This is a genomic window from Streptomyces sp. NPDC002032 (assembly GCF_042890765.1).
Lineage (GTDB): Bacteria > Actinomycetota > Actinomycetes > Streptomycetales > Streptomycetaceae > Streptomyces.
The window spans coordinates 18,038-38,383 of record NZ_JBIASM010000003.1 but is presented as its reverse complement, the minus strand read 5'-3'; the positions used below and the strand labels follow the sequence as shown (position 1 = coordinate 38,383).

21 protein-coding genes and 1 tRNA gene are annotated in these 20,346 nt (G+C 71.8%); 13 read left to right on the top strand and 9 right to left on the bottom strand.

The window, feature by feature from the left end; translation table 11 throughout:
• Positions 1–54 precede the first annotated feature (54 nt).
• Positions 55–2,787: a pyruvate dehydrogenase (acetyl-transferring), homodimeric type gene (gene aceE, locus ACFYYT_RS08300; protein WP_351821455.1), complete on the bottom strand. Its 2,733-nt coding sequence runs from the start codon at positions 2,785–2,787 to the stop codon at positions 55–57.
• A gap of 436 nt (positions 2,788–3,223) precedes the next feature.
• On the opposite strand from aceE, the gene ACFYYT_RS08295 reads away from it, so the two are divergent.
• From ACFYYT_RS08295 to ACFYYT_RS08270, 6 genes are all read left to right on the top strand, one after another.
• On the top strand, positions 3,224–3,649 hold the full coding sequence (locus ACFYYT_RS08295; RefSeq protein WP_030009300.1) for a DUF3052 domain-containing protein: 426 nt from the start codon (positions 3,224–3,226) through the stop codon (positions 3,647–3,649).
• Between the two features lie 152 nt (positions 3,650–3,801).
• A complete protein-coding gene (locus ACFYYT_RS08290) occupies positions 3,802–4,260 on the top strand; it encodes a peroxiredoxin (protein ID WP_351821548.1) in 459 nt (152 codons plus the stop codon).
• Positions 4,261–4,388: 128 nt separating this feature from the next.
• Complete coding sequence (locus ACFYYT_RS08285) at positions 4,389–4,964, top strand: TerD family protein (protein ID WP_030160471.1); 576 nt, start codon at positions 4,389–4,391, stop codon at positions 4,962–4,964.
• Positions 4,965–5,087: 123 nt separating this feature from the next.
• Complete coding sequence (locus tag ACFYYT_RS08280; protein ID WP_351821459.1) at positions 5,088–5,663, top strand: TerD family protein; 576 nt, start codon at positions 5,088–5,090, stop codon at positions 5,661–5,663.
• Between the two features lie 25 nt (positions 5,664–5,688).
• On the top strand, positions 5,689–6,828 hold the full coding sequence (locus ACFYYT_RS08275; protein WP_351821462.1) for a DUF475 domain-containing protein: 1,140 nt from the start codon (positions 5,689–5,691) through the stop codon (positions 6,826–6,828).
• A 167-nt stretch (positions 6,829–6,995) separates the two neighbouring features.
• Entirely contained in the window at positions 6,996–7,739 is a 744-nt protein-coding gene (locus ACFYYT_RS08270) for a Tellurium resistance (protein WP_351821465.1), read from the top strand.
• Positions 7,740–7,755: 16 nt separating this feature from the next.
• Here the strand turns inward: ACFYYT_RS08270 and ACFYYT_RS08265 are convergent, their stop codons facing one another.
• On the bottom strand, positions 7,756–8,610 hold the full coding sequence (locus ACFYYT_RS08265) for a TerD family protein (RefSeq protein ID WP_351821551.1): 855 nt from the start codon (positions 8,608–8,610) through the stop codon (positions 7,756–7,758).
• A gap of 195 nt (positions 8,611–8,805) precedes the next feature.
• On the opposite strand from ACFYYT_RS08265, the gene ACFYYT_RS08260 reads away from it, so the two are divergent.
• From ACFYYT_RS08260 to ACFYYT_RS08245, 4 genes are all read left to right on the top strand, one after another.
• Positions 8,806–9,981 carry an HpcH/HpaI aldolase/citrate lyase family protein gene (locus ACFYYT_RS08260; protein ID WP_351821468.1) on the top strand — a complete coding sequence of 392 codons (1,176 nt, stop codon included), beginning with the start codon at positions 8,806–8,808 and terminating at the stop codon, positions 9,979–9,981.
• Between the two features lie 83 nt (positions 9,982–10,064).
• On the top strand, positions 10,065–12,677 hold the full coding sequence (locus ACFYYT_RS08255) for a phosphoribosyltransferase (RefSeq protein WP_351821554.1): 2,613 nt from the start codon (positions 10,065–10,067) through the stop codon (positions 12,675–12,677).
• Positions 12,674–13,495 carry an HAD family hydrolase gene (locus ACFYYT_RS08250; protein WP_351821471.1) on the top strand — a complete coding sequence of 274 codons (822 nt, stop codon included), beginning with the start codon at positions 12,674–12,676 and terminating at the stop codon, positions 13,493–13,495. Before ACFYYT_RS08255 ends, ACFYYT_RS08250 begins: the two co-directional genes overlap by 4 nt.
• On the top strand, positions 13,492–14,151 hold the full coding sequence (locus ACFYYT_RS08245; protein ID WP_351821474.1) for a class I SAM-dependent methyltransferase: 660 nt from the start codon (positions 13,492–13,494) through the stop codon (positions 14,149–14,151). Before ACFYYT_RS08250 ends, ACFYYT_RS08245 begins: the two co-directional genes overlap by 4 nt.
• Positions 14,152–14,207: 56 nt before the next feature.
• Here the strand turns inward: ACFYYT_RS08245 and ACFYYT_RS08240 are convergent, their stop codons facing one another.
• The 3 genes from ACFYYT_RS08240 to ACFYYT_RS08230 all read right to left on the bottom strand — a co-directional run bounded on the left by ACFYYT_RS08240 (position 14,208) and on the right by ACFYYT_RS08230 (position 16,618).
• Positions 14,208–14,429: a zinc ribbon domain-containing protein gene (locus ACFYYT_RS08240; protein ID WP_351821477.1), complete on the bottom strand. Its 222-nt coding sequence runs from the start codon at positions 14,427–14,429 to the stop codon at positions 14,208–14,210.
• A 75-nt stretch (positions 14,430–14,504) separates the two neighbouring features.
• Entirely contained in the window at positions 14,505–15,194 is a 690-nt protein-coding gene (locus ACFYYT_RS08235) for a DUF4383 domain-containing protein (protein ID WP_351821480.1), read from the bottom strand.
• Between the two features lie 95 nt (positions 15,195–15,289).
• Positions 15,290–16,618, bottom strand: a complete 1,329-nt coding sequence (locus ACFYYT_RS08230) for a hypothetical protein (RefSeq protein ID WP_388607563.1) — start codon at positions 16,616–16,618, stop codon at positions 15,290–15,292.
• 21 nt (positions 16,619–16,639) lie between these two features.
• Here ACFYYT_RS08230 and ACFYYT_RS08225 point away from each other — a divergent pair.
• Positions 16,640–16,714: transfer RNA gene (locus ACFYYT_RS08225), tRNA-Val, on the top strand.
• Between the two features lie 281 nt (positions 16,715–16,995).
• Here the strand turns inward: ACFYYT_RS08225 and ACFYYT_RS08220 are convergent.
• Positions 16,996–17,604, bottom strand: a complete 609-nt coding sequence (locus ACFYYT_RS08220; protein ID WP_351821486.1) for a hypothetical protein — start codon at positions 17,602–17,604, stop codon at positions 16,996–16,998.
• Positions 17,605–17,813: 209 nt separating this feature from the next.
• Positions 17,814–17,888, bottom strand: coding sequence for a 50S ribosomal protein bL37 (locus ACFYYT_RS08215; protein ID WP_015034725.1), 75 nt, complete (start codon positions 17,886–17,888; stop codon positions 17,814–17,816).
• A gap of 151 nt (positions 17,889–18,039) precedes the next feature.
• On the opposite strand from ACFYYT_RS08215, the gene ACFYYT_RS08210 reads away from it, so the two are divergent.
• Both ACFYYT_RS08210 and ACFYYT_RS08205 read left to right on the top strand, forming a co-directional pair.
• Entirely contained in the window at positions 18,040–18,633 is a 594-nt protein-coding gene (locus ACFYYT_RS08210) for a hypothetical protein (protein WP_351821489.1), read from the top strand.
• A gap of 7 nt (positions 18,634–18,640) precedes the next feature.
• On the top strand, positions 18,641–18,871 hold the full coding sequence (locus ACFYYT_RS08205; RefSeq protein WP_351821492.1) for a DUF2277 domain-containing protein: 231 nt from the start codon (positions 18,641–18,643) through the stop codon (positions 18,869–18,871).
• Positions 18,872–18,891: 20 nt separating this feature from the next.
• Here the strand turns inward: ACFYYT_RS08205 and ACFYYT_RS08200 are convergent, their stop codons facing one another.
• Positions 18,892–19,416 carry a hypothetical protein gene (locus tag ACFYYT_RS08200; protein WP_351821495.1) on the bottom strand — a complete coding sequence of 175 codons (525 nt, stop codon included), beginning with the start codon at positions 19,414–19,416 and terminating at the stop codon, positions 18,892–18,894.
• Between the two features lie 222 nt (positions 19,417–19,638).
• A complete protein-coding gene (locus tag ACFYYT_RS08195) occupies positions 19,639–20,250 on the bottom strand; it encodes a VTT domain-containing protein (protein ID WP_351821498.1) in 612 nt (203 codons plus the stop codon).
• Between the last annotated feature and the right edge of the window lie 96 nt (positions 20,251–20,346).

Genomic DNA, 20,346 nt, shown 5'->3' with positions numbered 1-20,346 from the left:
ACGAGTAAGGGGCGCCGGGCCAAGTGTCCCGGCGCCCCCGCTCACGGGTGAGCGTTACGCGTCGCCGCCCGCGGCGCCCGGATCGGCCGCCGCCACGTCCAGCAGCTGGTAGCGGTCGATGGCCTGCTTCAGCAGCGAGCGGTCGATCCTGCCCTCACGGGCCAGCTCGGTCAGCGTCGCCAGGACCACCGACTGCGCGTCGATGTGGAAGAAGCGCCGGGCCGCGCCGCGCGTGTCGGCGAAGCCGAAGCCGTCCGCGCCCAGCGAGGTGTACGTCCCCGGGATCCAGCGCGCGATCTGGTCCGGCACCGAGCGCATCCAGTCCGAGACCGCCACGAACGGCCCCTCCGCGCCGGACAGCTTCCGGGTCACGTACGGAACGCGCTGCTCCTCCTCGGGGTGGAGCAGGTTGTGCCGGTCCACCTCGACGGCCTCGCGGCGCAGCTCGTTCCACGAGGTCGCCGACCAGACGTCCGCCCGGACGTTCCAGTCGGCCGCCAGGATCCGCTGCGCCTCCAGCGCCCACGGCACCGCCACGCCCGAGGCCAGGATCTGCGCCCCGATGGCGCCCTCGGTGCCCTGCGAGACGCGGTGGATGCCCCGGAGGATGCCGTCCACGTCCACGCCGGCCGGCTCGGCCGGGTGCTGGATCGGCTCGTTGTAGACCGTCAGGTAGTAGAAGACGTCCTCGGCGTCGGGGCCGTACATCCGCCGCAGGCCGTCCTTGACGATGTGCGCGATCTCGTAGCCGTAGGCCGGGTCGTACGCCACGCAGCCCGGGTTGGTCGACGCCAGCAGCTGGGAGTGACCGTCGGCGTGCTGGAGGCCCTCACCCGTCAGGGTGGTCCGGCCCGCGGTCGCGCCGAGGACGAAACCGCGCGCGAGCTGGTCGGCCATCTGCCAGAACTGGTCACCGGTGCGCTGGAAACCGAACATCGAGTAGAAGACGTACACCGGGATCAGCGGCTCGCCGTGCGTCGCGTACGCCGAACCCGCGGCGATCAGCGAGGCGGTGCAGCCCGCTTCCGAGATGCCGTCGTGCAGCATCTGCCCGGTCGGGGACTCCTTGTAGGCGAGCAGCAGGTCGCGGTCGACCGCCTCGTACTGCTGGCCGAGCGGGTTGTAGATCTTGGCGCTCGGGAAGAAGGCGTCCATGCCGAAGGTGCGGTACTCGTCGGGCGCGATCAGCACGAACCGCTTGCCGATCTCCTTGTCCCGCATCAGGTCCTTCAGGATGCGGACGAACGCCATCGTGGTGGCGATCGACTGGTGCCCCGAGCCCTTCTTGGCGGCCGCGTACGCCGCGTCGCCCGGCAGCTGCAGCGGCTTCGAGCGCACCACGCGGGTCGGCACGTAGCCGCCCAGCGCGCTGCGGCGGTCGTGCATGTACTGGATCTCGGGCGAGTTGCGGCCCGGGTGGTAGTACGGCGGCGCGCCGTCCTCCAGCTGCTTGTCGGTGACCGGGATGTGCAGGCGGTCGCGGAAGCGCTTGAGGTCGTCGACCGTCAGCTTCTTCATCTGGTGCGTGGCGTTGCGGCCCTCGAAGTTCGGACCCAGCGTCCAGCCCTTGACCGTCTGCGCCAGGATCACCGTCGGCTGGCCCTTGTGGGCCTTGGCCGCCGCGTAGGCCGCGTAGACCTTCTTGTGGTCGTGACCGCCGCGGCCCAGGTGCTGGATCTGCTGGTCGGTCATGTTCTCGACCATCGCGCGCAGCCGCTGGTCGCCGCCGAAGAAGTGGTCGCGGACGTACGCGCCGGACTCGGTGGCGTACGTCTGGAACTGCCCGTCCGGGGTCGAGTTCATCTTGTTGACCAGGATGCCGTCGCGGTCCTGCGCCAGCAGCGGGTCCCAGGAGCGGTCCCAGATCAGCTTGATGACGTTCCAGCCGGCGCCGCGGAACTGCGACTCCAGCTCCTGGATGATCTTGCCGTTGCCGCGCACCGGGCCGTCGAGGCGCTGGAGGTTGCAGTTGACGACGAAGGTCAGGTTGTCCAGACCCTCGCGGGCGGCGATGGACAGCTGGCCGAGCGACTCCGGCTCGTCCATCTCGCCGTCGCCGAGGTACGCCCACACGTGTGACTTCGAGGTGTCGGCGATCCCGCGCGCCTCCATGTACCGGTTCATCCGGGCCTGGTAGATCGCGCCGAGCGGGCCGAGGCCCATCGAGACCGTCGGGAACTCCCAGAAGTCCGGCATCAGCCGCGGGTGCGGGTAGCTGGAGAGCCCGTACGGGGCCTTCGACTTCTCCTGCCGGAACGCGTCGAGCTGCTGCTCGGAGAGCCGGTCCAGGAGGTAGGCGCGGGCGTAGATGCCGGGGGAGGCGTGGCCCTGGAAGAAGATCTGGTCGCCGCCGTCGCCCTCGTCCTTGCCCCGGAAGAAGTGGTTGAAGCCCACGTCGTAGAGGGAGGCGGAGGACGCGAAGGTGGCGATGTGGCCGCCGACGCCGATGCCGGGGCGCTGGGCGCGCGAGACCATGACGGCCGCGTTCCACCGGGTGGCGTTCAGGACCTTGCGCTCGATCTCCTCGTTGCCGGGGAAGAACGGCTCGTCCTTGGTGGCGATCGTGTTGACGTAGTCCGTGCTGCGCATCTCGGGCACGGCCACGCGCTTCTCGCGGGCCCGCTCGATCAGGCGCAGCATCAGGTAGCGGGCACGTTCGCGGCCCCGCTCGTCGATCGCGGCGTCCAGGGAGTCGAGCCACTCCTGCGTCTCTTCCGGATCGAAGTCCGGGACCTGGCTGGGGAGGCCGCCAATGATGATCGGATTGCGATCGGATGCGGAAGCCACGCTGTTCCTTCGCTGTCGGGGGAGTCGTGCCTTGGGTCGCCGCCTCCCATGGTCTTACGCTCGGCCGAAATCTTCACCTCTACCACTGGGTAACACCTGGAGCGGAGAAGGAGCGGCCGTCGGCACTGCCGGGGGCCGGGCCAAATCGCAACCTTACGCCCAAGACGATCAGGGGGTTCGTAAGGCCGTTCGTCCCTCAAACAGGTAGGAAAGTCCTCATGCGATGCCGAATGAGCTGGAATGGTGTGGGATGAATCACGGGTGGTAGACCAGGGAAGCCTGAAAGTTGCGGCGAGACGGCCGCAATCGTCACCGTTTCGGCGGTCCCGGCGGCCGGGTACTTGCGCGATCCGCCGCGCCCGTGTGGACTACGCCCAATGCTGCGCGTACGCGCGCCGCCGAAAGACATTCACCGAACATGAGCAGGAGGCACCCCGTGAGCGCGACCGCGGACCACGCGGAGAGCCTGGCCGCCCGGCTGGGTTTCCAGTCCGAACAGGTGGTCCAGGAGATCGGCTACGACGACGACGTCGATCAGGAATTCCGTGACGCCGTCGAGAAGCTCGTCAGCGAGCTCGCCGACGAGGACTACGACGACGTCGCCGACGCGGTGCTGTTGTGGTTCCGCGACGAGGACGGCGATCTGACGGACGCCCTGGTCGATGCGACCGAGCTGGTCGAGGACGGCGCACTGATCCTGCTGCTGACCCCCAAGACGGGCCGTGACGGCTACGTCGAGGCCAGCGACATCAGCGAGGCGGCCGAGACGGCCGGCCTCTCCCTCGCCAAGGGCCTGCCCGTCGGCAAGGAGTGGACCTCCACCAAGCTGGTGACGCCGAAGGCCGCCAAGGCCAAGCGCTGAGCCGTAGACCCGCACCACAGCGGACGCACACCCCGTCGCCCCGGTTCTTCCGCGGTCGGCGGGGTGTGCGCGTTCGGCGGGCCGGCCGCGCCTAGGCTGGGACTCACCCGAACAGCCCCGTGCAGCGATGCAGGAACGAAGGGATGCGAAAGATGGCGATCGAGGTCGGAACCAAGGCCCCGGACTTCGAGCTCAAGGACAACCACGGCGCGACCGTGCGGCTCTCCGACTTCCGGGGGGAGAAGGCCGTGGTGCTCCTCTTCTACCCGTTCGCCTTCACCGGGGTGTGCACCGGCGAGCTGTGCGAGCTCCGCGACCAGCTGCCCCGCTTCCAGAACGACGACGTGCAGCTGCTGGCCGTCTCCAACGACTCGGTGCCGACCCTGCGGGTCTTCGCCGAGCAGGAGGGCCTGGAGTACCCGCTGCTGTCCGACTTCTGGCCGCACGGCGAGACCTCCCGCGCCTACGGCGTCTTCGACGAGGAGAAGGGCTGCGCGGTCCGCGGCACCTTCATCATCGACAAGGACGGCGTCGTGCGCTGGACCGTCGTCAACGGACTGCCCGACGCGCGTGACCTGAACGAGTACATCAAGGCCCTCGACGCCATCTGAGGGCCGGGGGCGGATCCGTCGCCGGAAAACCGCCTGCGGGCGGGAACCCGTCACTAGGATCTGAACGTTGATCCAGGTAGCAACCGCACGACGGGGCTCCGCCCCACACACATACCAATGGAGGACCTGTGGGAGTCAGCCTCAGCAAGGGCGGCAACGTCTCGCTGACCAAGGCCGCGCCTAACCTGACGGCGGTCATCGTCGGTCTGGGCTGGGACGCTCGCACCACCACCGGTGTCGACTTCGACCTCGACGCCAGCGCGATCCTGACCAACGACCAGGGCAAGGTCGCCAACGACTCGAACTTCGTGTTCTTCAACAACCTGAAGAGCCCGGACGGCTCGGTCGAGCACACCGGTGACAACACCACCGGTGAGGGCGAGGGCGACGACGAGGCCATCAAGGTCAACCTGGCCGGCGTCCCCGCCGATGTCGCCAAGATCGTCTTCCCCGTCTCGATCTACGAGGCCGAGAGCCGCCAGCAGAGCTTCGGCCAGGTCCGCAACGCCTACATCCGCGTCGTGAACCAGGCCGACAACAGCGAGCTCGCCCGCTACGACCTCTCCGAGGACGCCTCGACCGAGACCGCCATGGTCTTCGGCGAGCTGTACCGCAACGGCGCGGAGTGGAAGTTCCGTGCCATCGGCCAGGGCTACGCCTCCGGCCTGCGCGGCATCGCGCAGGACTTCGGCGTCAACGTCTGAGTCCGAGAGCAGTCCGTCCGACCGGCGCCGTGCACCTGTGTGTACGGCGCCGGTCCGGCTTTGCCACCATGACCGTTGGTGGCCGTGTCACCATCACCACGTCGTCCGGGGAGGACCAACATCATGGGCGTCACACTCGCCAAGGGGGGCAACGTCTCCCTGTCCAAGGCCGCACCCAACCTCACCCGGGTTCTGGTCGGCCTCGGATGGGACGCGCGCTCGACCACGGGGGCGGACTTCGACCTCGATGCCAGCGCGCTGCTGTGCAACAGTGGCCGTGTGCTCGGGGACGAGTACTTCGTCTTCTACAACAACCTGAAGAGCCCCGAAGGCTCCGTCGAACACACCGGGGACAACCTCACCGGCGAGGGTGAAGGCGACGACGAGTCGATCATCATCGACCTCACCAAGGTCCCGGCCCAGGTCGACAAGATCGTCTTCCCGGTCTCGATCCACGATGCGGACAGCCGCCGGCAGAGCTTCGGCCAGGTGAGCAATGCCTTCATCCGTGTGGTGAACCTGGCGGACGACCTGGAACTCGCCCGCTACGACCTGACCGAGGACGCCTCCAGCGAGACGGCGATGATCTTCGGCGAGGTCTACCGGTACGGCGGGGAATGGAAGTTCCGTGCGGTAGGGCAGGGGTACGCGTCGGGGCTGCGGGGCATCGCTCTAGACTTCGGGGTCAACGTTTCGTAAAGCCGTACAAGACGATGGGGTGCCAGTGGTTCTCAAAACCTTCGGCTGGTCGTTCGCAATCACTGCGCTCGGTCTGGCCGCTGCGGTGTTGTACGGGGGATGGCCCGCTCTCGGGATCGTTGCGATCCTGTCGATCCTGGAGATCTCGCTCTCCTTCGACAATGCGGTGGTCAACGCCGGAATCCTGAAGAAGATGAACGCCTTCTGGCAGAAGATCTTCCTCACCGTCGGTGTCCTCATCGCCGTGTTCGGCATGCGCCTGGTCTTCCCCGTCGTCATCGTGGCGATCAGCGCGAAGATCGGGCCGATCGAGGCCGTCGATCTCGCCATGAACGACAAGGACATGTACGAGCAGCTGGTCACGGACGCTCACCCGTCCATTGCCGCCTTCGGTGGCATGTTCCTGCTGATGATCTTCCTCGACTTCATTTTCGAGGACCGCGACATCAAGTGGCTCGCCTGGCTGGAGCGTCCGCTCGCGAAGCTCGGCAAGATCGACATGCTTTCCGCGTGCATCGCCCTGATCGTCCTCGTCATCACCTCGATGACCTTCGCGGCCCATGCCCACCAGCACGGCGGCGTCCACGTGGACAAGGCGCAGACCGTCCTGATCTCCGGCATCCTCGGCCTGATCACGTACATGATCGTCGGCGGCCTCTCCGGCTTCTTCGAGAACAGGCTGGAGGAAGAGGAGGAAGCCGAGCACGAGGCGGAGGAAGAGGCCAAGCGGAGCGGCAAGCCCGTCTCGGCCGTGGTCATGGCCGGCAAGGCCGCGTTCTTCATGTTCCTCTACCTGGAAGTCCTCGACGCCTCCTTCTCCTTCGACGGGGTCATCGGCGCCTTCGCCATCACCAACGACATCGTGCTCATGGCGCTCGGCCTGGGCATCGGTGCCATGTACGTCCGGTCGCTCACGGTCTACCTGGTCCGCCAGGGCACCCTCGACGACTACGTCTACCTGGAGCACGGCGCCCACTACGCCATCGGCGCCCTCGCCGTGATCCTGCTCGTCACCATCCAGTACGAGATCAACGAGATCATCACCGGTCTCGTCGGCGTCGTGCTCATCGCCTGGTCCTTCTGGTCCTCGGTGCGCCGCAACAACCGCCTCGCGGCGGAGGGCGGCGGCGACGGAGCACAGGCGGAGGTCGGGGCGGGGGTGTGACCCGGCCCTGAATGCGGAACCCTTTCCACAGAACCGTTTCGGTTTTGACGGGGCGGCCGCGCGGATCCATCGGACCGCGGGGCCGCCCCGCCGCGCATCCGGTGCACACCGGGTGCACATCCGCCGCACGTCCGGTGCGCGGACGGACCGACCTGGGGGGTTGGGACATGGGGTTCTTCGACGGGATCAGGGGCGCGCGCGCCATGGGGTTCGACTCGGGGCAGGCGTCCTCGAACGCGATCGAGCTGACCAAGCGGCAGTCGACGGTGTCGCTCACCCGCCAGCAGGCGGTGCACGGCAACCTGCGCGTGAACCTCTCGTGGCGCATGCGCACCTCGGACATCGGCGGCCGGGCCGCCGGCCAGAGCGGACAGCTCCTGCGGCATCCGTTCAAACTCTTCAAACCCGACATGGTGCAGGCGCACACCCAGGGCATGGTCAACGTCGACCTGGACATGGGCTGCCTGTACGAGCTGACCGACGGCACCCGGGGCGCCGTACAGCCGCTGGGCAACCTGCTGGGCGACCTCAACGACCCGCCGTACGTCAAGCTCAGCGGGGACGACCGCTTCGGTTCGGGCTCCGGGGAGACGCTCTACATCAACCTGGACCACGCCGACGAGATCAAGCGGATGCTCGTCTTCGTCTACATCTACGACCAGACCCCGGCCTTCGACCGGACCCACGCCATGGTCACCCTCTACCCGACGGCCGGGCCGCGGATCGAGATCCCGCTCGACGAGCGGCACCCGCAGGCCCGCTCCTGCGCCGTCTTCTCCCTGGCGAACGTCAAGGGCGAGCTGATCGTCCGCCGCGAGGTGAAGTTCGTCTACGGGTTCCAGGCCGAGCTGGACCGGCTGTACGGGTGGGGGCTCCAGTGGGGCCGGGGCTACAAGAGCACCAAGGCCTGACCGGAGCCCCCGCGACTCAGCGCCGGATGAACTGCGGGCCCTGCACCGGCAGCCGGAACGACGGGTCCCCGGCCGGGGCCGGCACCACGGCGGGCACCGGGGCCGGGGACACCGGCTGCGGGTACCCGTAGGCGGGCGGGACGGCCGGCGGGGCCTGGGTGGGCGGGGCCGGCGGCAGCGGCGGCACGGACTCCGAGGGGCGCATGGCGGCGGTCCGCTCGTCGGTGGGTCCGCCCCTCGCGCCGGAGGGGGCCGCGGGCTCCGCCGGGCCGGAGCCGGGCCCGGGCGCGGGGGTGCTCTCGGCGGCGTTCTCGGCGTTCTCTGCGTTCTCGTCCACGGAGATCCCGTGGTCGGTGGCCAGCCCCACGAGCCCGTCGGAGTAGCCCTCGCCCAGCGCGCGGAACTTCCACCCCTCGCCCCGGCGGTACAGCTCCCCGCAGATCAGGGCCGTCTCGGCGCCGGTCTCGGGGCGCACGTCGAAGTAGGCCAGCGGCTCGGGGCCGCCGCCCGGCGTGGCGTCGTAGAGCAGGATCCGCAGGTCCCGGACCCGTCGGAAGGGGACGTCCTCGGCGGAGGCCACCACGAGGATCCGGTCCACCGCCGGGGTCACGGCCCGCAGGTCCGCCTGGACCGCGTCGGTGACCCCGTCGCCCAGCTGTTTCTTGCCCAGCCGCCAGACCGCGCCGGAGGGATGGCGGGGCTGGTTGTAGAACACGAAGTCCTCGTCCGAGCGCACGCGCCCGTCCGCGCCCACGAGCAGCGCGGAGGCGTCCACGTCCGGCACCTCGGTGCCGGTGGTCCAGCGCAGCACCGCCCGGACCGCCACGGGGGCCACCGGGATGTTCGAGCCCTTCTGCATCGCGTGCGTCATGCCCGTCATCCTGCCCTCCCGGACGGGACCGGGACAATGCGGCCCCCCGTAGGGCCTTGTCCAGAACGCGCGGAGCTGGGCATGGTGCATGAGGGTTACCGGAACTTCATGTGCTTGAGGAACTCTTGACTCCTGTTCGTACGTACTATTACCGGCCACGCCAGTTGGGCCGCCGAGGCAGTACGGGGGAAGCACATGCGTCACTTCGGGCACATATCGCCCACTGTCCGCAAGGACCTGTTCCACCAGGAACCGGTGGAGTTCTCCCCGTCCTCGCCCGCCCGGACGCTGGCCGCCGCGCTCGGGGCGACCCTCTACAGCCCGGCCACCCGGCCGCACCTGGCCGCCGACATCCGCAAACAGGCGGCCCGCGGAGTCGTCTCCATGGTCCTCTGCCTGGAGGATTCCATCAGCGACTCCGATGTCCTGGGCGGCGAGGAGAACCTCGTACGGCAGTTCGCGGCCCTCGACGCCGACCCGGCCGGCACCGAGGACCTCCCGCTCCTCTTCATCCGCGTCCGCACGCCCGAGCAGATACCCGACCTCGTGCGCCGGCTCGGCGGACCGGTCCGGCTCCTGGCCGGATTCGTACTCCCGAAGTTCACCGAAAGTCGCGGAACGGCCTTCCTCGACGCCGTCGCCGAAGCCGAGGCCGCCTCCGGACTGCCCCGGCTGTACGCCATGCCCGTCCTGGAGAGCCCGGACCTCCTCCACCTGGAGACCCGCGTCGAGGCCCTCGCCGGGATCGCGCGCACCGTGAACCGCTACCGCGACCGGGTGCTGGCCCTGCGGCTCGGCGTCACCGACTTCTGCTCCGTGTACGGGCTGCGCCGCACCCCCGACATGACCGCCTACGACGTCCAGATCGTCGCCGGAGTCATCGCCGACGTGGTCAACGTCCTCAGCCGTGCCGACGGCACCGGCTTCACCGTGACCGGCCCCGTGTGGGAGTACTTCCGCAGCCAGCAGCGCCTCTTCAAGCCCCAGCTGCGCCGCAGCCCCTTCCTGGAGGAGGGCGTGGAGGAGCTGCGCACCGCCCTGATCGAGCACGACCTGGACGGGCTGCTCCGCGAGATCGAGCTCGACCGGGCCAACGGACTGCTGGGCAAGACCTGCATCCACCCGGCGCACGTCACGCCCGTCCACGCCCTGTCGGTGGTCTCGCACGAGGAGTTCAGCGACGCGCAGGACATCCTGCGCCCCGAGCGCGACGGCGGCGGAGTCATGCGTTCCGCCTACACGAACAAGATGAACGAGGTGAAGCCCCACCGGGCCTGGGCCGAGCGCACGATGCTGCGCGCCGAGGTCTTCGGGGTGGCCAGGGAAGAGGTCGGCTTCGTCGACCTGCTCACGGCCGGGCTCCGGGTGTGAGCCGCCCGGGGCGGACGGATCCTGACGGGAGGGGCCCGGTGGAAGCCGGCCCGATGGACGGGGACCCGATGGACGGGGACCCGATGGACGGGGGCCCCACGCAGACGGAGAAGGGGAAGACGATCGACGAGGTGTGGTCGGGAGACTGGGTCGCGGACCGGCTGGGCGTCGCCCTGGAGGACGGCGGTGCCCCGGGGGCGCCGCGGCTGGACTCCCTGCTCGGGCTCGCCCTGCGGCGCAACCCCAAGCGGGCCCACCTGCTGGTCTCCCAGGTGCTCGGCAAGCACGTCCCGCAGTCCCCGGCGGTGGTCCACGCCGCGGGGCACGGACTCGGGCAGCGGGTGCGGGCCCTGCTCGGCGAGGAGGCGGCGGCCTCGGCGGTGGTCCTCGGGTACGCCGAGACCGCGACCGGCCTCGGCCACTGCGTCGCCGACGGCCTGGGCACCGCCCCCTACCTGCACTCCACGCGCCGGCCCGTGCCGGGAGTGGCGACCGCGGGCGGCTTCGAGGAGGCGCACTCGCACGCCACCTCGCACCTGCTGCTGCCCGAGGACCCGCGACTGCTGGCGGGCGACGGGCCGCTGGTCCTGGTCGACGACGAGTTCTCCACCGGCAACACGGTCCTGAACACCATCCGCGACCTGCACGCCCGCCACCCGCGCGGCCACTACGTGGTCGTCGCCCTCGTCGACATGCGCTCGCCCGCCGACCGCGACCGGCTGACCGCCTTCGCCGACGGGCTGGGCGCCCGCGTCGACCTCATAGCCCTCGCCTCCGGGACGGTCTCCCTCCCCGAGGGGGTCCTGGCCAAGGGGCGGGCACTGGTCGAGGAGTACGAGGCCGCACCGCCGCAGCCCGCTCCCTCCGGGTCCCTCGGGGGCGTACGGCGCGGCGGGGAGTCCGGCGGCTCCGCCCGTTCCGCCCCGGGGGCCGCCTCCCCGGCGGACCGCCCGGACCCGGTCACCCGGATCCCGCTCGACTGGCCCGCCGGAGTTCCCGACGGGGGCCGGCACGGCTTCACCCCCGCGCACCGCGAGGCCCTGGAGGCGGCGCTCCCGTCCCTCGCCGGGCAACTCGCGGACGCGCTGGGCGGGGCGCCCGGGCGGGTCCTCGTACTCGGCAACGAGGAGCTGATGTACGCGCCGCTGCGGCTCGCGCTGGCCCTGGAGGAGTCGGGCGCCGCCACCGAGGTGCGCTTCTCCACCACGACCCGCTCGCCCGTACTGGCCCTGGACGACCCCGGCTACGCCATCCGCAGCCGGCTGGTCTTCCCCGCCCACGACGCCCCGGCCGACGGTCCCGGCGACCGGTACGCCTACAACGTCGCGGGCGCGGGCTTCGACACCGTGGTCGCCGTCGTGGACTCCGCCGGGGACACCCCCGAGCTGCGGACGGGACTCCTCGCGGAGCTCGCCCCGCACACCGGCCGGGTCCTGCTGGCCGTCGTACCGGCGTACGTCCCGGCGTACGCCGCCGGGGGTGCCGCTGCGGGTGCCCCTTCCGCCGCCCCCTCGTCCCTTTCCCACCGGCAGGAGCCGACCATGACCGAGCCCGCCCTGGCCGAGCCGCTGCGCGGGCCGGCCTTCTCCTCGTACGCCCCCGAGGATGTCGGCTGGCTGCTCCAGGACCTCTCCGGCGTCGAGCTGGAGGCCCCTACCGAGGAGCGCGAGGAGGCCATCCAGGCGGGCGGCGCCCACTACGCCGAGTCCCTGCCGGTGGAGTACCAGCCCTCCGAGGGCTACCAGGAGCTCTACCGCAGCGCCCTCGCCGCCTCCGCGGCGCGGATGGCCCGGGCGGTCGGCACCGTCACCGAGACCGTGCTCGCCGAGCGCTCCCCCTCCCCGGTCCTGGTCTCCCTGGCCCGCGCCGGGACGCCCGTCGGGGTGCTGATGCGCCGCTGGGCCCGCGCCCGGCACGGCCTGGACCTGCCGCACTACGCCGTCTCCATCGTGCGCGGCCGGGGCATCGACGCCAACGCGCTGCGCTGGCTGGCCGCCCACCACGATCCGGCCGACGTCGTCTTCGTCGACGGCTGGACCGGCAAGGGCGCCATCACGCGCGAGCTGCGCGAGGCCCTCTCCGCCTTCGAGGGCTTCGACCCGGAGATCGTCGTCCTCGCCGACCCGGGCTCCTGCGTGCGCACCTACGGCACCCGCGAGGACTTCCTGATCCCCTCCGCCTGCCTGAACTCCACGGTCTCCGGCCTGGTCTCGCGTACCGTCCTGCGGTCGGACCTGGTCGGCCCCGACGACTTCCACGGCGCGAAGTTCTACCGCGAGCTCGCCGGGGCCGATGTCTCGACCGGCTTCGTCGACGCCGTCGCCGCGCACTTCGACGCGGTCGCCGACGCCGTGGACGGGGAGGTCAAGGAACTGCTCGCGGCCGACCGGACCCCCACCTGGGTGGGCTGGGCGGCGGTCGAGCGGATCAGCGAGGAGTACGGGATCCACGACGTGAACCTGGTCAAGCCCGGCGTCGGCGAGACCACCCGGGTGCTGCTGCGCCGCGTCCCCTGGAAGATCCTGGCCCAGCGCGGGGCCGGCGCCGACCTGGACCACGTACGCCTGCTCGCGGAGCAGCGGGGGGTGCCGGTCGAGGAGGTCGACGGGCTGCCCTACACGTGCGTGGGACTCATCCACCCCCGATACACGCGCGGCGCCACCGGCGCCGACGGAAAGGCAGTGGCCGCCAAGTGACCGTCCTCGTAGCCAGTGATCTCGACCGCACCCTCATCTACTCGGCGGCCGCCCTCGCCCTGACCATGCCCGATGCCCAGGCCCCCCGGCTGCTGTGCGTCGAGGTGCACGAGAGCAAGCCGCTGTCGTACATGACGGAGACGGCCGCCGGGCTGCTCGCCGAGCTGACCGCCGACCCGTCGGCGGTCTTCGTCCCGACCACCACCCGTACCCGCAAGCAGTACCAGCGGATCCGCTTCCCCGGCCGGCCCGCCCCGTACGCGATCTGCGCCAACGGCGGCCAGCTGCTGGTGGACGGGGTCCCGGACCGGGACTGGCGGCGCGCGGTCGCCACCCGACTCGCGCGGGAGTGCGCCCCCCTGGAGGAGGTGCACGCCCACCTGCTGTCCGTGTCCGACCCGGCGTGGCTGCGCAAGGCGCGGCTGGCGGAGGACCTCTTCGCGTACCTCGTCGTCGAGCGCGCGCTGGTCCCCGACGCGTGGCTGAAGGCACTGGAGGAGTGGGCGGCGGAGCGCGGCTGGGGGGTCTCCCTCCAGGGCCGCAAGATCTACGCCGTCCCGCGTCCGCTGACCAAGAGCGCGGCCATGCGGGAGGTGGCCCGGCGCACCGGAGCCACCAGCACCCTGGCCGCGGGCGACTCCCTGCTCGACGCCGACCTGCTGCTCGCGGCGGACCGGGCCTGGCGGCCGGGCCACGGAGAGCTGGCCGACGCGGGCTGGACGGCGCCCTCGGTGACGGCCCTGACCACGGGGGGCGTACTCGCCGGTGAGGAGATCATCCGCGAACTGGGCAGGGCGGTTGCGACACTGAGCGCATGACCAAGGGCAACAGCACCAAGATCACCGATGAGCTCTACGCCTACGTGCTCGCGCACAACCCCCCGCTGGACGCGGTCCAGCGGGGGCTGATCGCGACCACGTGGGAGAAGTTCCCGGACGCGGCCGGCATGCAGTCCGCCGAGGAACAGGGGCCGCTGCTGGCCTTCCTGGTCCGGCTGACCGGCGCCCGCCACATCGTCGAGGTCGGCACCTTCACCGGCTTCTCCGCCCTGTCCATGGCCCAGGCCCTGCCCGCCGACGGCCGCCTGATCGCCTGCGACGTCTCGGAGGAGTGGACCCGGTACGGGCGCGAGGCCTGGGAGGCGGCGGGCGTCGCCGACCGCATCGACCTGCGCATCGCCCCCGCCCTGGACACGCTGCGCGCGATGCCGGCGGAGCCGCACATCGACCTGGCGTACGTGGACGCGGACAAGTCGAGCCAGATCCTCTACTGGGAGGAGCTCGTGCCGAGGCTGCGCCCGGGCGGGCTGATCGTCACGGACAACACGCTCTACCACGGGACGGTCCTGGACGAGTCGCCGGAGAGCCGGGGGGCGGCCGTCCGCGCGTTCAACGACCACGTCGCGGCGGACACCCGTACGGAGTCCGTCCTGCTGGCCATCTCGGACGGAATCACCCTCTCGCGCAAACGCTGACGCGCCCGGCGCCCCGGCGCCCCGGCGCCCCGGCGCCCCGGCGAGCCGTAGTCCGGTCAGCCGCAGCCGCCGCCACCGCAGCAGCCGCCGCCGCCGCCGCCCATCGCGGGGGCGGAGGCGGGAGCGCCGGAGCTCCCGCCGACGGCGACGGCGGAGAGGAGCTTGACGGTGTCGGCGTGACCGGCCGGGCAGTCGGCGGGCTCGCCCGACTGGGCCATCGGCCGGCTGATCTCGAAGGTGTCGTCGCAGGTCCGGCAGCGGTATTCATAACGAGGCATGCGCACAGGCTACGCAGCCCACCCCCGCCCGGGAAGCGCCACGCGCCAGGAGGTGGGAGGGCAGGGGCCGGGAACTCAGTGCCGCTGCGGAACGGTCCGCCGTTCGCGGGCGGCCGCCTCGGGGTGGCGGGCGCGCCAGTACGGGTTGTCGTGCGGCAAGGCGCTGCCGACCCGGCCGTACATCCCGAACCACATCAGCATCACGCCGACGACGAAGCTGAACAGGACGTTGGGCATGTGGAAGGCGAGGAAGTTCAGCCCGGTGTCGAGCAGGGCCAGGTTCACGAACCCGCTCGCGATGAACAGCAGCCCGAGCACGATGTTCAGGGTGGAGGCGAAGGTTCCGCCGATCATCATCCCCGCGAACAGCAGCGCCCCGATGCAGAGGGACAGCACGCTGAGCGCCCCGTTGGTGTTCAGGGCGAGCACCGTGTCGCCGCCGGTGCTGAAGAACCCGATGCGGTGGACGAGGCCGAGGATCCCGAAGACGACCAGCAGCAGGCCCATCAGCCCGGCGCCGACCTGGTAGATCTTGTTGAGCCGGTGGTCGGCGGGCAGGTGCTCGTCGAGCTTGGCGTTGACGGGGTGCAGGAGGCGCCGCACGAAGTGCGAGCTCTCGGGCGTGCTCCCGGTCCCGTACGGCTCGTGGGCCACGTAGGGCGCGTAGTGCTCGTGCGCCTCGTGACACCCGTACGCCGCGTGGGGCGCGAACGACCGGGGTGGCGCCGGGGGCGGCGGCCTGTGGGACGTGCGGGCAGCAGCCATGGTGCGCTCCTCTGCTCCGGCCCCCCGGCCCCTCCCAGCATCCGCCGCCGAGGGCCCCGCGACAACCTCTGGCCGCGGGTGGGCCGCCGGGCTGCTCAGGCGTGTCCGCGCTCCGTACGGATCCCGTTCACCACCCGGGCCACGGCACCCCGTACGTCCTCCATCTCCAGCAGGAACGCCCAGTAGTCCGGATGCCGGCCCTCCAGTCCCGCCAGCGCCCGCTCCACCCGCGCCACCGACTCGTCGAGCGGGCGCGCGTGCCGCGCGTCGGGCACGCTCCGGCCCGCCATCGCCAGCCGCTGCGCGTCCCGGATCGCGAACCGGGTCCGCTCCACCTCGGCCTTCGGATCCCGCGCCACCGCCTCCAGCCGCGTGAGCCGGTCCTGCGCGGCCGACACCGCCTCGTCGGTCGCGTCCAGCGAGGCCCGGACCTCCTCCAGCAGCGTCCCTACGTCGGCCCAGCGCTGTTCCTCCCGCGCCCGGCCGGCCTCCCCGAGCCGGTCCTCGGCCCGCGCGACGTCCCGTACCGCCTGCTCGGGGACCTGCTGGAGGTCCTGCCAGCAGGCCGCGCTGAACCGGCGCCGCAGCTCGCTGAGCACCGGATCCACCCGGTCCGCCCGGTTGCGCAGCGCTTGCGCCCGGGTCCGCAGGCTCACCAGCCGCCGGTCGATCTCCGCCGCCCGCTCCGGCAGCCGCACCGCCTCGGCCCGCACCGCCTCCGCGTCCCGCGAGATCCGGTCCGCCCGCTGCACGGTCGCCTGGACCCCGTGCTGCGCCGCGCCCTGGTTCAGCAGGGTCAGCTCCGGACCCAGCGCGGCCAGGCGCGCGGCCAGCTCGTCGGCCCGCATCCCCCCGGCCCGCGCGGCGTCCAGCGCGTTGCTCGCCGCCCGCAGCGCCGCCTTCGCCCGCTCCCGCGCCGGCGCGACCCGCGCCAGCTGCGTCTCCGCCTTGTCCAGCAGCGGCTGCAGCCCCTGCTCGAAGCGCTCCAGCTCCCCCTTGACCCGTACCAGCTCGTCCCGCGCCCGCGTCAGCTGCTCCCGCGCCTGCGCGGCGACCGAGCCCTCCAGATCGACCCGGTCCAGGTCGTGCGCGTCGACCGCCTCGATGTAGACGTGGCTCACCTGGTCGATCCGCCGCCCGAGCGCGGCGAACCCCTCGGTGGCCTGCCGCGCGGCGGGAGACCCGTCCGCGGCGGCGATGGTCTCGATGGAGATCCTCAGGTCCCGCTGCGCGGTGTCCAGCTCGTAGAACGCGGCCGCGGCGGCATCCTTCGCCGCCTGCGCATCCGCCCGCCGACTCTCGTCCCGCCCACCGAACCACCGCCGGGATGCCGTCGTCACAATCCCTCTCCCGTGCCCCGTCCGCCTTGCCCCGCTCCATTCTCCCCCACGCACACGGGTTTGCGTGGGGGGTGCGCCCGCCATGTAGGCTGTCCACTCGTCCACGGGTGCGTAGCTCAGGGGTAGAGCGCTGCTCTTACAAAGCAGATGTCGGCGGTTCGAAACCGTCCGCGCCCACCAGCGAAAAGGCCCCCCGCCAGTCATGGCGGGGGGCCGTTTGCATCCACATCGAGGCAGGCCCGCACGTCCGCAGCCACGGCGGCCGCCCATTTCTTCGGACGCCGTCGTGAGCATCCGGGCCAAGGCAGCGGGGCGGCCGGCCGACCGTGAACGCGGATGAACGCCCATGCACCCAAACCGGACCAGTAGCAGCGGACTTGGGAAACGGGCGCCCCCCGGGCGGTACTGGGCCACAGGAGGGCGCTCCGTGGTGAGTGGCGGCTCCCCGACTGCCGTGATGGCTACGCGGCGCGAGGGCTGGCCGGCGGAATGAGCGGCTCGTGGTGGTGCCAGATGAGGTAGCGGTCCTCCCGGCGTAGCTCCGCCGAGCCCCATTCGACCCGCATCACGCCCTGGTCCATCGAGCAGGCGTACGCCACGATGATCAGCCGCAGTTCCGGCGGAAGCAGGGCTACGTCCGGGTGCAGGGGCTCCTCGTCCAGTTCCGCCAAGCCGAGGTCGAGAGCCTGCTGCACCGGCTCTGGGCCATGGCGCCGGATCAGGTCGGCCCGGAAGCCGGCCGCCTTCCGTAGCCGCGCCGCCGTGACCGGCACATCCTTCTTCGCGTACCGGATGGGGTAGATGACGTTGCCGCCGATGATCATCACCGTGCGGTTCTGCAACCGCCGGGCCATCGCTCCGCTGAGCGGAGAGAGTTCGGCGGCCAGCGTTTCGTACTGCGCCGCGTAGAGGCCATGGCCGTAGGCCTCCAGCGTCTGGGTGTGCACTCCTTCATGGCCGTGACGGGCCCTGGTGTGGGCTTCCATGAGGCAGGCTGGAATCGCTTCGGTCAGCCGGTCGGCCAGTGCCCCGAAAGTCGCCCTGGCCCATGGTGTCGCCGAAGTCACCATGCGTTGCCCTCCCCCTGCGTCGCCGGAACGCTGAGCTGCATCTTCATCACGGTCTTGGTACTGGATGAGGCATGCAAGAGGGCATCGGTGCACGGGCCCCGCGCATGGCACGAGGCTGAGATCCACCAGTACGAAGGCCCCCGACCAGTGAGGGTTGGGGGCCTTTGGTGCATCACCCGCCCCCCGTAAGGGCGTTCGGCCCCGGGGGGTCAGGCGTTGGGGCGCTTGCCGTGGTTGGCGTTCTTCTTCTTGCGGGCGCGGCGCTTGTTTCCTCGCTTGGCCATGGTGGCTCCCTCATGCTCGGGTGCGGACATTTCGGGCGTTCGTCAGTCTAGGTTCCGGGGGTGTTTCCCGCGCGGTGGGGTGGGGATCTCATCGCCGGGGGTGGTGGGCGTGGCATGGGGCGGGGCTTGGGTGTGGGGGATCGGGCTGGCGGTGCTGGTTGTGGGGGCCGTGTGGGGGGAGTGGCGTCGTGGGGGAGGGTTCGACGCGCAGCGGGACGCCGAGCGGGCGCGGCTGGTCGCCGGAGTGGAGGCCGGATCGGGAGAGCGCGGGGATCCGAGGCTGCTCGACGCCGGGCGGGGCGGGGTGGCCGAGCCCGGGGACCGGCCCGACGCGTTCACCCCGATCCTCATCGAGTACTACGCCTACGGGCTGGCGCAGGCGCGCAGCAGCTTCGTGACCAGTCAGCGGTTCGCGGGGATCGGCGCGGCCGTGCTGCTGTCCGGGGTCGGGCTCGCGGTCTGGAAGGCGCAGAGTGCCGGGGACGCGTACACCGGGGTGGTGACCACCTGCGTCGGGCTCGTCGTCACGCTGGTCGGGCAGCTGTTCCACCGGCGGGCCGACCTCGCGCTGCGCCACATGGCCGCCCAGAGCGCCGCCCTGCGCGAGGACCAGCGGGCCGCGGAGAACATGCGGCAGGCCGTCGGGCTGCTGGAGGAGGTCTCCGACCCGGTGCTGCGCGGCCGGCTCCAGGCCGGGCTGATCATGCGGCTTTCCGGGGCCGAGCTGCCGCCCGCAGGGCCATAGTGGAGGTATGTGCCGCTCCATTAAGACCCTGCGCCCGCCCGCCATCCCCGAGAAGGCGACCGAGGAGGAGATCCGCGCCGCCGCGCTCCAGTACGTACGGAAGGTGTCCGGCTTCCGCGCTCCCGCGGCGCACAACCGGGAGGTGTTCGACGCCGCCGTGGACGCGGTCGCCGAGGCCACCAGGCTGCTGCTGGACGGGGTGCAGGTGCGCGGGCAGTCCGTCCCGGCCCGGGCGTAGGCGCCGGGCGGGGACGGTGGTCAGCCCGGCTGGGTCGCGCGCCGGCGCAGGATCCAGATGCCGGTGCCGAGTGCGCCGGCCGCCAGGGTGGCGCCCAGGGCCATCTGGCCCGGGCTCATCGCGTCCACGCTGCCGCCGATGCCGCCCCGGGCCGCGCCGGGGGCGACCTGGAGGGTGACGGTGACGCGACGGCCGCCCGTGCCGCCGCATTCGAAGGTGACGGCGTGCGAACCGGTGGGGGCGTCGCGGTAGACGGTGGCGGTGCCGGAGAAGTTGGCCGCCGGCCGGTTGGCCGAGGTCAGCGGGACGTCGCCGAACGCGCGCGAGGTGGCCCGGGCGCTGGGGGTGCCGCAGCCCTCGACGTTCAGGCTGACCCGGCCGCCGGGGGCGACGGTGCCGGGGGAGACGGTGGCGGAGGGCGAGCCGCCGCCGGACGGGGCGCCGACCGGGGCGGCCGAGGCGAGGGTGACGGGTGTGACGGCTGTTGCGGCGAGGGCCGCGACCGCGGCTCCTGCCAGGCGGTACCGGATGCGCGTGGGGGACATGGAGAGAACTCCTCGGGCTCCTCGAAACGGCGCGGCCAGGGCACGGGCGTGACGCGGATTCGGTTGCGCGCCGTGCTCTGGACGCTAGAAGCCCGGCCGGGAGGCGGCGATCGGGGCAAGGTGAACGGGTGACCGGCTGACCCGCCCGGCCTAGGCGCCGACCCCGTTAGGGGGGGGCAGCCGCAGATCTCGGCCCTCCCGACGGGGCCCGGGCGCGGGCGGCTACGTCGCGGGCGCGGCCGACGGGGACGGACGGCGGATCAGGAAGGCGGCCAGGGAGCCCGCCGCGAACAGGGCGATCAGCGAGATCGCGGTACCGAGCCAGGTCGTGCCCAGCCACTGGGTCCCGAAGTAGCCCAGCGCCACGCTGTAGCTCGCCCACGTCATGCCCGCCAGCACCGACCAGGGCAGGAACTCCCGCACCGTGCGCTGCGTCTTGCCCGCGCCGAGGGAGACCACCGAGCGGCCCGCCGGGGCGAAGCGGGCGATCACCACCAGGGCGCCGCCGCCGCGGGCCAGGGCCGTCCCGAGCCGCTCGTGGGCCCGGGTCAGGCGCCGGGAGCGGGCGATGGCCCGGTCCAGGCGGGCTCCGCCGCGCCGGGCCAGCCGGTACGCCGCCATGTCGCCCAGCACCGAGGCCGTCGTCGCGGTCACCAGGAGCGCCAGGACGTCGGGCACCCTCGGCGGCGGGCCGGCGGCCGCCGCGGCCGCCGCCGCGGTGATGACCAGTACGCCGCTGGGGAGCACCGGCAGGAACACGTCGAGCAGGATGGACACCGCCACCACGACGTAGATCCATGGGCTCGAGGTCAGCGACCCCAGAATCTCAACCACAGCGGGACTCCCCAGTCCGAAGCGCCGCGTCGTCGCGGGGAGCGGCAGGGGCGGCTTGACAGCCCTACAGCGTACGCCCGGGGCGACTGCCGCGAC

Excerpts from the sequence above, each read along its gene's own strand:
- ACFYYT_RS08290 (WP_351821548.1), top strand. The coding sequence starts at position 3,802 with ATGGCGATCGAGGTCGGAACCAAGGCCCCGGACTTCGAGCTCAAGGAC.
- ACFYYT_RS08280 (WP_351821459.1), top strand. The coding sequence starts at position 5,088 with ATGGGCGTCACACTCGCCAAGGGGGGCAACGTCTCCCTGTCCAAGGCC.
- ACFYYT_RS08270 (WP_351821465.1), top strand. The coding sequence starts at position 6,996 with ATGGGGTTCTTCGACGGGATCAGGGGCGCGCGCGCCATGGGGTTCGAC.
- ACFYYT_RS08265 (WP_351821551.1), bottom strand. The coding sequence starts at position 8,610 with ATGACGCACGCGATGCAGAAGGGCTCGAACATCCCGGTGGCCCCCGTG.
- ACFYYT_RS08260 (WP_351821468.1), top strand. The coding sequence starts at position 8,806 with ATGCGTCACTTCGGGCACATATCGCCCACTGTCCGCAAGGACCTGTTC.
- ACFYYT_RS08255 (WP_351821554.1), top strand. The coding sequence starts at position 10,065 with ATGGACGGGGGCCCCACGCAGACGGAGAAGGGGAAGACGATCGACGAG.
- ACFYYT_RS08245 (WP_351821474.1), top strand. The coding sequence starts at position 13,492 with ATGACCAAGGGCAACAGCACCAAGATCACCGATGAGCTCTACGCCTAC.
- ACFYYT_RS08240 (WP_351821477.1), bottom strand. The coding sequence starts at position 14,429 with ATGCCTCGTTATGAATACCGCTGCCGGACCTGCGACGACACCTTCGAG.
- ACFYYT_RS08235 (WP_351821480.1), bottom strand. The coding sequence starts at position 15,194 with ATGGCTGCTGCCCGCACGTCCCACAGGCCGCCGCCCCCGGCGCCACCC.
- ACFYYT_RS08230 (WP_388607563.1), bottom strand. The coding sequence starts at position 16,618 with ATGGCGGGCGCACCCCCCACGCAAACCCGTGTGCGTGGGGGAGAATGG.
- ACFYYT_RS08220 (WP_351821486.1), bottom strand. The coding sequence starts at position 17,604 with ATGGTGACTTCGGCGACACCATGGGCCAGGGCGACTTTCGGGGCACTG.
- ACFYYT_RS08205 (WP_351821492.1), top strand. The coding sequence starts at position 18,641 with ATGTGCCGCTCCATTAAGACCCTGCGCCCGCCCGCCATCCCCGAGAAG.
- ACFYYT_RS08200 (WP_351821495.1), bottom strand. The coding sequence starts at position 19,416 with ATGTCCCCCACGCGCATCCGGTACCGCCTGGCAGGAGCCGCGGTCGCG.